The organism is Streptomyces sp. NPDC085460 (assembly GCF_044541975.1).
In the GTDB taxonomy this organism is placed as follows: Bacteria; Actinomycetota; Actinomycetes; order Streptomycetales; family Streptomycetaceae; genus Streptomyces.
Map to the genome: position 1 here is coordinate 418,414 of NZ_JBITTO010000005.1, position 14,360 is coordinate 432,773.

General features: G+C 73.3%; 11 protein-coding genes. 10 read left to right on the plus strand and 1 reads right to left on the minus strand.

Annotated elements, in window-relative coordinates:
• The first annotated feature begins 203 nt into the window (after positions 1-203).
• A complete protein-coding gene (locus ACIGHB_RS15700; protein ID WP_399913400.1) occupies positions 204-641 on the plus strand; it encodes a Rieske (2Fe-2S) protein in 438 nt (145 codons plus the stop codon).
• Between the two features lie 110 nt (positions 642-751).
• On the opposite strand, the gene ACIGHB_RS15705 is transcribed toward ACIGHB_RS15700, so the two are convergent.
• Entirely contained in the window at positions 752-1,681 is a 930-nt protein-coding gene (locus ACIGHB_RS15705) for a hypothetical protein (protein WP_360314774.1), read from the minus strand.
• Positions 1,682-1,938: 257 nt separating this feature from the next.
• On the opposite strand from ACIGHB_RS15705, the gene ACIGHB_RS15710 reads away from it, so the two are divergent.
• The 9 genes from ACIGHB_RS15710 (at position 1,939) to ACIGHB_RS15750 (ending at position 14,330) form a co-directional block, all read left to right on the plus strand.
• Complete coding sequence (locus ACIGHB_RS15710; protein ID WP_399913404.1) at positions 1,939-2,568, plus strand: papain-like cysteine protease family protein; 630 nt, start codon at positions 1,939-1,941, stop codon at positions 2,566-2,568.
• 2 nt (positions 2,569-2,570) lie between these two features.
• The gene (locus tag ACIGHB_RS15715) at positions 2,571-3,473 is read left to right on the plus strand and encodes a hypothetical protein (protein WP_399913406.1); all 903 of its coding nucleotides are present in this window, start codon (positions 2,571-2,573) and stop codon (positions 3,471-3,473) included.
• 155 nt (positions 3,474-3,628) lie between these two features.
• On the plus strand, positions 3,629-5,611 hold the full coding sequence (gene uvrC / locus ACIGHB_RS15720; protein ID WP_399913408.1) for an excinuclease ABC subunit UvrC: 1,983 nt from the start codon (positions 3,629-3,631) through the stop codon (positions 5,609-5,611).
• Positions 5,608-6,564, plus strand: a complete 957-nt coding sequence (gene rapZ, locus ACIGHB_RS15725) for an RNase adapter RapZ (protein ID WP_360312803.1) — start codon at positions 5,608-5,610, stop codon at positions 6,562-6,564. The genes uvrC and rapZ overlap by 4 nt, the downstream gene beginning before the upstream one ends.
• Positions 6,561-7,601: a uridine diphosphate-N-acetylglucosamine-binding protein YvcK gene (gene yvcK / locus ACIGHB_RS15730; RefSeq protein WP_360312805.1), complete on the plus strand. Its 1,041-nt coding sequence runs from the start codon at positions 6,561-6,563 to the stop codon at positions 7,599-7,601. Before rapZ ends, yvcK begins: the two co-directional genes overlap by 4 nt.
• Positions 7,592-8,581 carry a DNA-binding protein WhiA gene (whiA, locus tag ACIGHB_RS15735; RefSeq protein WP_030746080.1) on the plus strand — a complete coding sequence of 330 codons (990 nt, stop codon included), beginning with the start codon at positions 7,592-7,594 and terminating at the stop codon, positions 8,579-8,581. The genes yvcK and whiA overlap by 10 nt, the downstream gene beginning before the upstream one ends.
• Positions 8,582-8,801: 220 nt before the next feature.
• Positions 8,802-11,756, plus strand: a complete 2,955-nt coding sequence (locus ACIGHB_RS15740) for a M14 family zinc carboxypeptidase (protein WP_360312807.1) — start codon at positions 8,802-8,804, stop codon at positions 11,754-11,756.
• A gap of 233 nt (positions 11,757-11,989) precedes the next feature.
• On the plus strand, positions 11,990-13,000 hold the full coding sequence (gene gap / locus ACIGHB_RS15745; RefSeq protein ID WP_399913414.1) for a type I glyceraldehyde-3-phosphate dehydrogenase: 1,011 nt from the start codon (positions 11,990-11,992) through the stop codon (positions 12,998-13,000).
• Between the two features lie 118 nt (positions 13,001-13,118).
• Entirely contained in the window at positions 13,119-14,330 is a 1,212-nt protein-coding gene (locus ACIGHB_RS15750) for a phosphoglycerate kinase (RefSeq protein WP_360312811.1), read from the plus strand.
• Positions 14,331-14,360 lie beyond the last annotated feature (30 nt).

The following is a 14,360-nucleotide window of genomic DNA, read 5'->3' on the forward strand; positions in this document are numbered from 1 at the left end:
CGGGGTGGGGTCGGACGGACCCCGTTGTACGGCTCCGAGGGCGTCGTCCCCGGAGCCGCACGGCTCCGGGGGGCACGGCGCGGAGGCCCGGACGGGCGGGCTCGCGGGGGGCTCGGGGCGCTATCCGGGTCCCGGGTCGAAACCGGCCGAAAGGGCGCGGGTATCGTCGGGGGACCACCCCGTCGCCGTCCCGTGGAGCGCTCATGCCCGGCCAGTCCACCCGCCGCACCGTCCTGAAGGGTGCCGCTCTCGCCGGTGCCGCCGGGCTGGGAGTCGCCGCCTGCTCCACCGAGTCCAAGGTCGGCCACGCCGGGGTGCCGACGCCCACCGCGCCGGTCGCCCTCGGCTCGCCGGACGAGGTCCCGGTCGGCGGCGCCAAGCTCTACCGCGAGCAGAAGGTCCTGGTCAGCTGCCCGGCCGAGGGCGAGTACAAGGCGTTCAGCGCCCAGTGCACCCACGCCGGCTGCGTCCTCGACAAGATCGAGGACAACGAGGGCAACTGCCCCTGCCACGGCAGCCGCTTCGACGTCACCACCGGCAAGGCCCTCAAGGGCCCCGCCACCGTCCCGCTGCCCGCCGTCGAGATCCGCGTCGAGGGCGGCGAACTGGTGGCCGGCCCGAAGACCGCGCCGAGCGCCTGAAGCCCGACGCGCGACGCCCGACGCCCGACGCCGGCCGTCTGAAGCCGGCAGTCCGGCGCCGGCCGTCCGAAGCCGCCTGAGGACCGCCGCCCGGCGCGGGCCGTTCCGCGTCACTCCCAGTCCCAGTCGATCCCCAGGATCCCGGGGCGCACCCCCTGCTCCACGAGGTGCACCGTGCGGTGCCGGCCGCCGAGCGTCAGCTCCGTACGGCCGCCGCGCGGCGCGCCCGCCGACGCCTGGGCGAAGCGCCGGCACCGTACCGGCAGCGCCGCCTCGTCGAAGGCGACCTGGAGCACGTACTGCCCGCCCGCGAAGCTGAAGCCGCGCACGTACTCGCCGCTCGGACCGGCCGTCCCGTCCTCGAAGCCGTACGAGAAGAGATGCGTGTCGCCGGCCCGCAGCCGCGCGTCGAAGAGCAGCTCGGCGACGAGCACCCCCGTCTCCGCGTGCCACCGCACCCGTCCCGTACGGCAGTTCTCCACCGCTCGGACGCGCACGCGTGCGGGGTCGCAGCCCGGGTCGCCGTGGTGGATCGCGAGGTAGCGGTCCACGCCGTCCCGGTGCGCGCGCACCACGTGCTGGGACTCGCGCCCCACCAGCTCCCGGACCGGCCCGATCCGTACCCGTTCGTGGTGGCCGACGGTGTGCAGTCCGCCGTCCGCCGGCGACTCCAGCTCCGCGAACAGCTCCTCCACGGCCCCCGACGCCTCCACCAGCGAGCGGTACGAGCGGGCCGCCGGCCGCTCCACGGCCTCACGGGCCGCCGTGTCCTCCGTCAGCAGCCGCAGCAGCGAGTTCCCCGGCAGCTGGAGCACCTCCTCCAGGGCCCGGACCGCCTTCAGCGACTCCGGCCGCTGCGGCCGGCGGGCGCCCTGCTGCCAGTAGCTCAGCGAGGTCACCCCCACCTTCACGCCCCGGTGGGCGAGATGGTGCTGGACCCGCTGGAGCGGCAGCCCGCGCACGGCCAGCGCGGTGCGCAGGGCCAGGTGGAAGGGGCCGGTGTGCAGCAGCTGCACCAGATCGGCCTCGGTGTGGCTCACACGGGCTCCTCGGTGAACTTTCACGCCCGGAGTGCGGAGCGGCGCGGCCCGGGCGGCGGGCGGGCAGGTGGACGGCGGCCACGCGTTCACACCCGCGCCACACCGTTCACAGCCCGATGTCACCCCGCATTGAAGCGTGTTGACCCGCTCCCGACAACGACCGATGCTCCAAGCGGTGTCCGGACGCCACCCCACCCCCCACGCACACCCCCCACGCACCCCCCACCCATCCCCACCCCCGCACTGGGAGGAACCCCATGCGCAGACGACTCCAGAACGGGAAGAGGGGCCTCGTGGCGTTCGCCACCGCCGCGCTCCTCCTCGTCCCCACCGCGGCCTCGGCGTCCGCCGCGCCGGCCCCCGCCGACACCACCGCCGCGGCCCCCGCCGGGACCACCGCCGCCCTCGCCTCCAAGCGCCTGAACATCACCATGCAGGCCCAGCAGAAGACCAACTGGTGCTGGGCGGCGGGCGGGAACACCATCGCCACCTGGTACGGCCGCGGCTACAGCCAGAACCAGTTCTGCAACGCCGCCTTCCAGCGGCAGCAGGGCTACGACTGCCCCAACTGGCAGGCCACCCTCGGCAACGTCCAGACCGGCCTCTCCTGGGCGGGCGTCCGCCCCGGCTCGTACGTCGACGGCTGGCTGCGCTACTCCACCGTCCAGACCGAGATCAACGCCGACCGGCCGATCGAGACCCGCATCCAGTGGTCGAGCGGCGGCGGCCACATGCACGTGGTGTACGGCTACGACGACGCCAACAGCTGGGTGTACTGGGGAGACCCGTGGCCTTCCAGCAATCGCTACAACTGGGCCTCCCACGCGTGGTACGTCGATAACGCCTCCTTCTCCTGGACCCACTCCCTCTACCGGATCGGGGCGTGATCATGACCACCACGGCACTCGTGACCGGAGCCACCGCGCTCCTCGCCCTCGGCCTCGCGGCCCCCGCCGCGGCGGCGGCCCCGGGCACCGACCCGCTGCCGGCCGCGCCGACCGCCGAGCGGGCCGCCGCCGCGCCGGAGACGCTGGCCACCGTGGGCCGCTTCTTCGCCCGCGACGGGGCGCTCGCCCGTACCGCCGAGGCACCCCGGATATCCGGCGCGTCCGTCCCGGTGCGGATCCTCGCCGCCGACTTCGTCGCCGGAGCGGCGGGCGCGCCGGTGGCCCGCGAGGAGTACCGGGCCAGCCTCGCCGTCGCCGCCGACGGGCGGAAGGCGTCGCTGTGGACGGTGAGACGCTCCGGCGGCTGGCAGGTGGTGAACATCGCCACCGGCGACGACGAGATCCGGTACGCGCGCGAAGGGGCCCGGAAACTCCCCGGGGGCCTGGTCTTCCGCGAACCGCAGATCGACGCCTGGTTCGTCCAGAAGGGCGCGAAGGTGCTGCCGCTGGACGAGGACGCGGTGGCGGCCGTCGGCCGGAACGGGACGACCCTCACCGCCTACCGCGACCGGGTCACGCGCGCGTACGCCGACAAGCTCCCCGGCTCCGCCTACGCGCGCAAGGGCGCGGCGGGCGGCTACGGCCCCGAGGCACAGGCCCCCGCCCCCGGCGCCCCCACAGCCGCCGCCCCCGCCCCCGCAGCCGGTGCCCCCGCGGCCGGCGCCCCCGCCCCGGCCCCCGAGCACCGCCCGGTCGCCGCCGCCGCGACGGCCGGCCACCATCAGCCCGCCGCGGCCACCGCCGCCTCCACGATCGCCGCCCTCGGCGCCGTGACCGCCCTCGCCCTGACCGCCGCCGCGGCCCTCCGCCGCCGCGCGGACGCCCGCCGTACCCGGCGCCCCTGACCCCCCTCACCGACCCCCTCCCGCACGGCCCACGAGGCCGCCCGCAGGCGGCGGCGGCCCGGGACGCCCACGAGGCGCCCCGGGCCGCCGGGGGCGGCACCCCGCACCCCCGTGGGCCCGCCCTCCGTGTCGGTCCCCGCCAGTAGGGTGGGGCCATGGCCGACCCCTCCAGCTACCGCCCCAAGCCGGGTCAGATCCCGGACTCGCCGGGTGTCTACAAGTTCCGGGACGAGCACCGCCGGGTGATCTACGTCGGGAAGGCGAAGTCGCTGAAGCAGCGGCTGGCCAACTACTTCCAGCCGCTCGTGAGCCTCCACCCCCGGACCGCCACCATGGTGACCACGGCCGCCTCCGTGGAGTGGACGGTGGTCTCGACCGAGGTCGAGGCGCTCCAGCTGGAGTACACCTGGATCAAGGAGTACGACCCCCGGTTCAACGTGAAGTACCGGGACGACAAGAGCTACCCCTACCTCGCCGTCACGCTGAACGAGGAGTTCCCGCGCGTCCAGGTCATGCGCGGCCACAAGAAGAAGGGCGTCCGGTACTTCGGGCCGTACGCGCACGCGTGGGCGATCCGCGAGACCGTCGACCTGATGCTGCGGGTCTTCCCCGTCCGGACCTGCTCGGCCGGCGTGTTCCGGAACGCGGCCTCGGCCGGCCGGCCCTGCCTCCTCGGCTACATCGGCAAGTGCTCGGCCCCCTGCGTCGGCCGGGTCACCCCCGAGGAGCACCGGGAACTGGCCGACGAGTTCTGCGACTTCATGGCCGGCCGCACCGGCACCTACATCCGCCGCCTGGAGAAGGGGATGACGGCCGCCGCGGAGGACATGGAGTACGAGAAGGCCGCCCGGCTCCGCGACGACATAGGGGCGCTGCGCCGCGCCATGGAGAAGAGCGCCGTCGTCCTCGCCGACGCCACCGACGCCGACCTCATCGCCCTCGCCGAGGACGAGCTGGAGGCCGCCGTCCAGATCTTCCACGTCCGCGGCGGACGCGTCCGCGGCCAGCGCGGCTGGGTCACCGACAAGGTCGAGGCCGTCTCCACCGCCGGCCTCGTCGAGCACGCCCTCCAGCAGCTGTACGGCGAGGAGAGCGGCGACACGGTCCCCAAGGAGGTCCTGGTCCCGGCGCTGCCCGAGGACGCCGAGGCCGTCACCCTGTGGCTCTCCGGCCGCCGCGGCTCCCAGGTCTCCCTGCGCGTCCCGCAGCGCGGCGACAAGAAGGACCTGATGACCACCGTCGCCCGCAACGCCCAGCAGGCCCTGGTCCTCCACAAGACCAAGCGCGCCAGCGACCTCACCACCCGCTCCCGCGCCCTGGAGGAGATCGCCGAGGCCCTGGACCTGGAGTCGGCGCCGCTGCGCATCGAGTGCTTCGACATCTCCCACCTCCAGGGCGAGGACGTCGTCGCCTCCATGGTCGTCTTCGAGGACGGGCTGCCCCGCAAGAGCGAGTACCGCCGCTTCCAGATCAAGGGCTTCGAGGGCCAGGACGACGTCCGCTCCATGCACGAGGTCATCGGCCGCCGCTTCCGCCGCTACCTCGCCGAGAAGGAGCGGACGGGGGAGTGGGGCGAGGAGGGCGAGGTCACCGTCGACGAGGCGGGCGACGACGGGCGGCCCAAGCGCTTCGCCTACCCGCCGCAGCTCGTCGTGGTCGACGGCGGACAGCCCCAGGTCGCCGCCGCCCGCCGCGCCCTCGACGAGCTCGGCATCGACGACGTCGCCGTCTGCGGCCTCGCCAAGCGCCTGGAGGAGGTCTGGCTGCCCGGCGAGGACGACCCCGTGGTGCTGCCCCGCTCCAGCGAGGGCCTGTACCTCCTCCAGCGGGTCCGTGACACGGCTCACGATTTCGCCATCCGCTACCAGCGCTCCAAGCGGACCAAACGGCTCCGGAGCAGCCCCCTCGACGCCGTCCCCGGCCTCGGCGACACGCGCAAACAGGCCCTGATCAAGCATTTCGGCTCGGTGAAGCGGCTGAAGCAGGCGACAATCGAGCAGATCTGTGAGGTCCCCGGCTTCGGCCGGAAGACCGCGGAGGCGGTCGCCGTGGCCCTGGCCCAGGCGGCCCCCGCCGCACCCGCCGTGAACACGGCCACAGGAGAGATCATGGAAGACGACGGGGGCACCACGGCATGACCGACGGGCAGCACACGCACCACCGAGAAGACGGAGCAGGACACGTGAGTACGGGCACGAAGGAGACCGCGGGCGACAACGGCGCCGAGGCGGCCATCCCCGAGCTGGTGATCATCTCCGGCATGTCCGGAGCCGGCCGGTCCACCGCGGCGAAGTGCCTGGAGGACCTGGGCTGGTTCGTCGTGGACAACCTGCCGCCCGCGCTGATCCCCACCATGGTGGAGCTCGGCGCCCGCTCCCAGGGCAACGTCGCCCGGATCGCGGTCGTCGTCGACGTCCGCGGCCGGCAGTTCTTCGACGCGCTCCGGGAGTCCCTCGCCGACCTCGACGCCAAGCAGGTCACCCGCCGGATCGTCTTCCTGGAGTCCTCCGACGAGGCCCTGGTCCGCCGCTTCGAGTCGGTCCGCCGCCCCCACCCCCTCCAGGGCGACGGCCGCATCGTCGACGGCATCGCCGCCGAGCGCGACCTGCTGCGCGAGCTGCGCGGCGACGCCGACCTGGTCATCGACACCTCCAGCCTCAACGTCCACGAGCTGCGCGCCAAGATGGACGCCCAGTTCGCCGGGGACGAGGAGCCCGAGCTGCGGGCCACCGTCATGTCCTTCGGCTTCAAGTACGGCCTGCCGGTCGACGCCGACCTCGTCGTCGACATGCGCTTCCTGCCCAACCCGCACTGGGTCCCCGAGCTGCGCCCGTACACCGGCCTCAACGAGGAGGTGGCGAACTACGTCTACAACCAGCCCGGCGCCAAGGAGTTCCTGGACCGCTACACCGAGCTGCTCCAGCTGATCGCCGCCGGCTACCGCCGCGAGGGCAAGCGGTACGTCACCATCGCCGTCGGCTGCACCGGCGGCAAGCACCGCTCCGTCGCCACCGCCGAGAAGCTCGCCGCCCGCATCGCCGCCGAGGGCGTCGAGACCGTGGTCGTCCACCGCGACATGGGGCGCGAGTGAAGCCGTACCGACGGCGCTCCTCCTCCACCCTCACGGTGCGGCGGACGCTCCGCAGGCGCGGCGCCCAGCCGAAGGTCGTCGCCCTCGGCGGCGGCATGGGCCTCTCCGCCTCCCTCGCCGCGCTGCGGCGGATCACCGGCGACCTGACGGCCGTCGTCACCGTCGCCGACGACGGCGGCTCCAGCGGCCGGCTCCGGGAGGAGCTGGGCGTGCTGCCCCCGGGCGACCTGCGCAAGGCGCTCGCCGCGCTCTGCGGCGACGACGACTGGGGGCAGACCTGGGCCCGGGTCATCCAGCACCGCTTCCAGTCGAAGGGCGAGATGGGCGGCCACGCCGTCGGCAACCTGCTGATCGTGGCCCTCTGGGAGCAGCTGGGCGGCGACCCCGTGCAGGCCCTCGACCTGGTCGGCAGGCTGCTCGGCGCCCAGGGCCGGGTGCTGCCCATGTCCGCCGTGCCGCTGGAGCTCCAGGCCCTGGTCAGGGGCCACGACCCGGAGCGCCCGGAGGACGTGGACACCGTCCGGGGCCAGGCCACGGTGGCGCTCACGCCGGGCGAGGTGCAGTCCGTGCACCTGGTGCCGCACGACCCGCCGGCCGTGCCGGAGGCCGTCGCCGCGGTCCTCGACGCGGACTGGGTCGTCCTCGGCCCGGGCTCCTGGTTTTCCTCGGTGATCCCGCACCTGCTCGTGCCCGAACTGCTCGACGCGCTGGTCGAGACGAAGGCCCGGAAGGTGCTCTCGCTGAACCTCGCGCCCCAGCCGGGAGAAACAGAGGGCTTCTCCCCGCAGCGTCATTTGGAGGTTTTGGGACGACACGCCCCTAAACTCGCCCTGGACGTGGTGCTGGCCGACGAGGCCGCCGTGCCCGACGTGTCAGCCAGGGAACCCCTCGTCGACGCCGCCAAGCGGCTCGGCGCCGCGCTGGAGCTGGCGCCGGTGGCCCGGGCCGACGGTTCTCCGAAGCACGACCCGGAGCGACTGGCCGCCGCGTACGACCGTATTTTTCGGATGCATGGAAGGATCGGCCCATGGCGATGACGGCAGCGGTGAAGGACGAGATCTCCCGGCTTCCCGTCACCCGGACCTGCTGCAGGAAGTCGGAGGTCTCCTCGATCCTGCGGTTCGCGGGCGGTCTGCACCTGGTCAGCGGCCGGATCGTGATCGAGGCGGAGCTCGACACGGCGATGGCGGCCCGGCGGCTGAAGCGGGACATCCTGGAGATCTTCGGGCACAGCTCGGAACTGATCGTGATGGCCCCCGGCGGGCTGCGGCGCGGCTCCCGCTTCGTGGTGCGCGTGGTCGCCGGAGGCGACCAGCTGGCCCGGCAGACCGGCCTGGTCGACGGCCGGGGCCGGCCCATCCGGGGCCTCCCCCCGCAGGTCGTCTCCGGTGCCACCTGTGACGCGGAGGCGGCCTGGCGGGGTGCCTTCCTCGCCCACGGCTCGCTGACCGAGCCGGGCCGCTCCTCCTCCCTGGAGGTCACCTGCCCCGGCCCGGAGGCCGCGCTCGCCCTGGTCGGCGCCGCCCGCCGGCTCTCCATCGCCGCGAAGGCCCGCGAGGTCCGCGGCGTGGACCGGGTCGTCGTCCGGGACGGCGACGCCATCGGCGCCCTGCTCACCCGGCTCGGCGCCCACGAGTCGGTGCTCGCCTGGGAGGAGCGGCGGATGCGCCGCGAGGTCCGCGCCACCGCCAACCGGCTGGCCAACTTCGACGACGCCAACCTGCGCCGCTCGGCCCGCGCCGCCGTCGCGGCCGGCGCCCGGGTGCAGCGCGCCCTGGAGATCCTGGGCGAGGAGGTGCCGGAGCACCTCGCCGCCGCGGGCCGGCTGCGCATGGAGCACAAGCAGGCGTCCCTGGAGGAGCTGGGCGCGCTCGCCGACCCGCCGCTCACCAAGGACGCGGTGGCCGGCCGGATCCGCCGGCTGCTCGCCATGGCCGACAAGCGGGCGCAGGACCTGGGCATCCCCGGCACCGAGTCGAACCTGACGGAGGAGCTGGACGAGAGCCTGGTCGGCTGAGCCCCGCACCCGGTCCGCACGGCCCCCGCCCCTTCCGGGACGGGGGCCGTCCCCGTACCGGTGGAACCGTGAACTCCGTTCCCGGACACCGCATCTGACGCCCCATCGGCATTCGTGTGGCACAAGCCCCCCACCGCGAGGCGCCCTTGACAGGCCCATGGGCGCCCAAGAGCCTGGCATCCGTTCTTCTTCGTGACGGATCACATCGAGGGGGGCTCACATGAGACGAAGGGCGCGCGCGATCCTCGCCGCCGCTTCACTGCTGATCGCCGGGCTCGCGGCGGCACCCGCCGCCGGAGCGCGGCCGGCGGACCCGGAGGGCGGCGACGCCCTCTCCGTATGGCGCGCCACGGTCACCAAGGAGCAGGTACCGCTCCTCCTGGAGGCCGGCACCGACGGGCACGAACTGACCGAGCAGGTACCCGAACGCGGCACCGCCACCGTCGAGCTGTACCTCACCGAGGCACAGGCCGGGGCGCTGCGCGACCAGGGCGTCCCGCTCGCCGCGCACGACCCGGGCCCGGCCGCGGCGAAACGCTCGGCCGCCGCGGGCGACGGCGTCTTCCGCCCCTACGGCGGCCCCGGCGGCCTCAAGGCGGAACTCCTCGCCACCGCCGCCGCCCACCCCGGCCTCACCAAGGTCGTCTCGATCGGCAAGACCCTCAAGGGCCAGGACATCCTCGCCGTCAAGGTCAGCAAGGGCGCCCGCACGGCGAAGGACGGCAGCAGGCCGGCCACGCTGTACCTCTCCAACCAGCACGCCCGCGAGTGGATCACCCCGGAGATGACGAGGCGGCTGCTCCACCACTACCTCGACAACTACGGCACCGACGAGCGGATCACCCGCATCGTCGACACCAGCGAGCTGTGGTTCGTGCTCTCCGCCAACCCCGACGGCTACGACTTCACCCACGCCGACCCGGCCAACCGCCAGTGGCGCAAGAACCTCCGCGACAACGACGGCGACGGCACGGTCGGCAGCGGCGACGGCGTCGACCTCAACCGGAACTTCGCCTACAAGTGGGGCTACGACGACGAGGGTTCGTCGCCCGACCCGGCCGACGAGACCTTCCGCGGCAAGGGCCCCATGTCCGAGCCGGAGACCCGGGCCCTGGACGCCTTCCAGAAGCGCATCGGCTTCTCGTACGGCATCAACTACCACTCCGCCGCCCAGCTCATCCTCTACGGCGTGGGCTGGCAGGTCGCCACCGACACCCCCGACGACACCCCGCTGAAGGCGCTCGCGGGGACCCCGGAGAAGCCCGCCGTCCCCGGCTACCGGCCGCAGGTCTCCTCCGAGCTGTACACCACCAACGGCGAGGCCGACGGACACGCCGCCAACGTCAACGGCATGCAGATGTTCACCCCGGAGATGTCCACCTGCGCCACCGCCTCCCGGGTCGACCCCGACGACGCCTGGGAGGCCGCCGACTGCGCCTCCGTCTTCACCTTCCCCGACGACGAGAAGCTGATCCAGGCCGAGTTCGCGAAGAACATCCCCTTCGCGCTCGCCGTCGCCGAGTCCGCCGCCCGCCCCGACGACCCGGTCTCCCCGGTCGGCGCCCCGGCCCCGGCCCTCACCCCCGACCCGTTCACCACCTCCTACGCAGCCGCCGGCGAGGAGCAGCCGGTCGCCGTCACCGCCCGGAAGTCGCTGCGCGCCAAGACCCTCCACTACCGGATCAACGGCGGCCGCACCCACCGCGCCGGGGTCGAGGCGTGGGACGGCGGCGAGACCTACGGCGGCGAGGACAACCTCTACTACGACCAGTACCGGGGCGAGGTGCGGGGCGCCCGGCCCGGCGACTCCGTCGAGGTCTGGTTCACCGGCCGCGGCCGCGACGGCAGGACCACCGCCACCACCCCCTTCACCTACGAGGTGGCCGACCGCGCCCGCGGCGACGTCCTCGTCCTCGCCGAGGAGGGCGGTACCAGCGCCGCCCGGCACGCCGCCACCTATGTGAAGGCGCTCGCCGCGACCGGCCGCAGGGCGGCCGTCTGGGACGTCGCCACCCAGGGCGCCCCGCACGCGCTCGGCGCGCTCGCGCACTTCCGCACCGTCGTCTGGTACACCGGCGCCGAGCGGCCCACCGGGGCCGTCGAGCTCGCCGTCCGCTCGTACCTCAACGAGGGCGGCAAGCTGGTCAACGCCGGCGAGAAGACCGGCGGGCTCACCCGGATCGGCCGGGCCGAGTCCAACGACTTCGCCCAGTACTGGCTCGGCGCTTACCACCGGGCCGGGCTGAACGGCCCGGCCTCCTTCGCCGGCGCCGGGCGCCTCGCGGGACCGCCGACCGGGCTCGGCGCCGCCGAGGGCAACCCGCTCGACCACGCCGGCGCCTACACCGTCACCTCCGACACCCTCGACCCGGAGCGCTTCCCGCAGTTCGCCTCCAGCGCCCCGGCCGGCGACTACCCGGGCATGCGGACCCCCTTCGAACCGGCCGAGGGCAGCACCTTCGCCGCCGTGAAGCACGCCGACGACACCTGGGCCCGGCTCACCCGCACCGTCGACCTCACCGGCACCACCGCCGCCGAAGGGCCCCGGCTCGACTTCCAGGTCAGCCACGACACCGAGCCCGGCTACGACAACCTGATCGTCGAGGCCCGTACCGCCGGCCAGGACGACTGGACCACCCTGCCCGACCGCAACGGCGGCACCTCGGCGGAACCGCCCGCCGACTGCGGCGAGGGCTACTACCTGAAGCTCCACCCCGCCCTCGGCCGCTACCTCACCCTCGGCGAGGACGGCTGCGCGCCCACCGGCACCACCGGCGCCTGGAACGCCTTCACCGGCCCCTCCAACGGCTGGCGGCAGGCGTCCGTCGACCTCTCCGCCTACGCGGGCAAGCAGGTCGAGCTCTCCCTCTCCTACGTCTCCGACCCGGGCACCGGCGAGACCGGCGCCTTCGTCGACGACGTCCGGCTCGTCACCGCGGCCGGCACCGAGCGGGAGGGCTTCGAGAGCTCGCTCGGCGCCTGGACCGTCCCCGGCGCCCCGCCCGGCAGCCCCGGCAACACCGCCGACTGGACCCGCTCGCCGGCCCTGTTCCACTCCGTCGCCGCCGTCACCACCCGTGACACCGTCCTCCTGGGCTTCGGCCTGGAGCACGTCGGCTCCGCGGCCGAACGGCAGCGGCTCATCGGCCGTGCCCTCACCGCGCTCCGCCGCTGACGGAGAGTAGTGGGGCCGAAGGTCCCACGAGCTCCCCCCGACGGCCCGTACCCGTTGACAGGTACGGGCCGTCGGCCATTTTCCGGTGACTTTCCGGGCGCGGTCGGCTGCGCTCGATGTCACTCGGGGGCGTGCGTGGAGGTAGGGTCGGAAGCGGTCGGGGACATCCCAAAAAAATCAAGAGCTAGCCGGTGTGACATATCACCCGGCATTCCTAACGAGGAGATCGGTTCGTGACGATCCGCGTAGGCATCAACGGCTTTGGCCGTATCGGTCGCAACTACTTCCGCGCGCTCCTTGAGCAGGGTGCCGACATCGAGGTCGTGGCCGTCAACGACCTGGGCGACACCGCGACCACGGCCCACCTGCTGAAGTACGACACCATCCTGGGCCGCCTCAAGGCCGAGGTGTCCCACACCGCCGACACCCTCACCGTCGACGGCCACACCATCAAGGTGCTGTCCGAGCGCGACCCCGCCTCCCTCCCGTGGGGCGAGCTGGGCGTCGACATCGTCATCGAGTCGACGGGCATCTTCACCAAGCGCGAGGACGCCGCCAAGCACCTCGCCGGCGGCGCCAAGAAGGTCCTCATCTCGGCTCCGGCCAAGGACGAGGACATCACCATCGTGATGGGCGTCAACCAGGAGAAGTACGACCCGGCGAACCACCACGTCATCTCCAACGCGTCCTGCACCACCAACTGCGTCGCCCCGATGGCCAAGGTCCTCGACGAGAACTTCGGCATCGTCCGCGGCCTCATGACCACGGTCCACGCGTACACCAACGACCAGCGCATCCTGGACTTCCCGCACAAGGACCTGCGCCGCGCCCGCGCCGCCGCGGAGAACATCATCCCGACCACGACCGGTGCCGCGAAGGCCACCGCCCTGGTCCTCCCGCAGCTCAAGGGCAAGCTGGACGGCATCGCCATGCGCGTCCCGGTCCCCACCGGCTCCGCCACCGACCTGGTGGTCACCCTCGACCGCGAGGTCACCAAGGACGAGGTCAACGCCGCCTTCAAGAAGGCGGCCGAGGACGGCCCGCTCAAGGGCATCCTCTTCTACACCGAGGACCCGATCGTCTCCTCCGACATCGTCAGCGACCCGGCGTCGTGCACCTTCGACTCCTCCCTGACCATGGTCCAGGACGGCAACAGCGTCAAGATCCTCGGCTGGTACGACAACGAGTGGGGCTACTCCAACCGTCTCGTCGACCTGACCACCTTCGTCGGCGACCAGCTCTGACGTACTAGGGTTCAGCAGGGCAGGGCTTTCGATGTGAGCAGGGCTCGCGCAGCGCGACGAAGCGCTGCGCGGGCCCTGTCTCGTGTGCTCCACCGCGTACCAAGGAGTCAGTGAACAGATGAAGACGATCGACGAGCTTCTCGGCGAGGGCGTCGAGGGCAAGCGGGTGTTCGTCCGCGCCGATCTCAACGTGCCGCTCGACGGCACGACCATCACCGACGACGGCCGCATCCGCGCCGTCGTCCCCACGGTGAAGGCGCTCGCCGACGCGGGCGCCCGGGTCGTGGTCGCCTCCCACCTGGGCCGCCCCAAGGGCGCCCCGGACCCGGCGTTCTCCCTCGCCCCGGCCGCCGCGCGGCTCGGCGAGCTGCTCGGCGCCGAGGTGGCCTTCGCCACCGACACCGTCGGCGAGTCCGCGCGGGCCACCGTCGCGGGCCTGGCCGACGGCCGGGTGGCCGTCATCGAGAACCTGCGCTTCAACGCCGGCGAGACCTCGAAGGACGACGCCGAGCGCGACGCCTTCGCCGGGGAGCTGGCCGCCCTCGCCGACCTCTACGTCGGCGACGGCTTCGGCGCCGTCCACCGCAAGCACGCCTCGGTGTACGACCTCCCGGGCAAGCTGCCGCACGCGGCCGGCTACCTGATCGCCACCGAGGTCGGCGTCCTGAAGAAGCTGACCGAGGACGTCCAGCGGCCGTACGTGGTCGTCCTCGGCGGCGCCAAGGTCTCCGACAAGCTCGGCGTGATCGACCACCTCCTGGAGAAGGCCGACCGCATCCTCGTCGGCGGCGGCATGGCCTACACCTTCCTCAAGGCCCAGGGCCACGAGGTCGGCATCTCCCTCCTCCAGGAGGACCAGATCCCGGCCGTCCAGGAGTACCTGAAGCGCGCCCAGGACCGCGGGGTGGAGTTCGTCCTCCCCGTCGACGTCCTGGTCGCCACCGAGTTCCCGGACCTCAAGACCAAGGCCCCGGCCCACCCCACCACCGTCGCCGCGGACGCCATCCCGGCCGACCAGGAGGGCCTGGACATCGGTCCGGAGACCCGCAAGCTGTACGCCTCGAAGCTCGCCGACGCGGCCACCGTCTTCTGGAACGGTCCGATGGGCGTCTTCGAGCACCCCGACTACGCCGAGGGCACCAAGGCCGTCGCCCAGGCGCTCGTCGAGTCCCCGGCCTTCACCGTGGTCGGCGGCGGCGACTCCGCCGCCGCGGTCCGCATCCTGGGCTTCGACGAGAACGCGTTCGGACACATCTCGACCGGTGGCGGCGCCTCCCTCGAATACCTTGAGGGCAAGCAGCTCCCCGGCCTCGTCGCACTGGAGAAGTGAACACCACCATGAGTGAGACCACCCGCACCC

Excerpts from the sequence above, each read along its gene's own strand:
- ACIGHB_RS15710 (WP_399913404.1), top strand. The coding sequence starts at position 1,939 with ATGCGCAGACGACTCCAGAACGGGAAGAGGGGCCTCGTGGCGTTCGCC.
- ACIGHB_RS15750 (WP_360312811.1), top strand. The coding sequence starts at position 13,119 with ATGAAGACGATCGACGAGCTTCTCGGCGAGGGCGTCGAGGGCAAGCGG.
- ACIGHB_RS15700 (WP_399913400.1), top strand. The coding sequence starts at position 204 with ATGCCCGGCCAGTCCACCCGCCGCACCGTCCTGAAGGGTGCCGCTCTC.
- uvrC (WP_399913408.1), top strand. The coding sequence starts at position 3,629 with ATGGCCGACCCCTCCAGCTACCGCCCCAAGCCGGGTCAGATCCCGGAC.
- rapZ (WP_360312803.1), top strand. The coding sequence starts at position 5,608 with ATGACCGACGGGCAGCACACGCACCACCGAGAAGACGGAGCAGGACAC.
- ACIGHB_RS15740 (WP_360312807.1), top strand. The coding sequence starts at position 8,802 with ATGAGACGAAGGGCGCGCGCGATCCTCGCCGCCGCTTCACTGCTGATC.
- whiA (WP_030746080.1), top strand. The coding sequence starts at position 7,592 with ATGGCGATGACGGCAGCGGTGAAGGACGAGATCTCCCGGCTTCCCGTC.
- ACIGHB_RS15715 (WP_399913406.1), top strand. The coding sequence starts at position 2,571 with ATGACCACCACGGCACTCGTGACCGGAGCCACCGCGCTCCTCGCCCTC.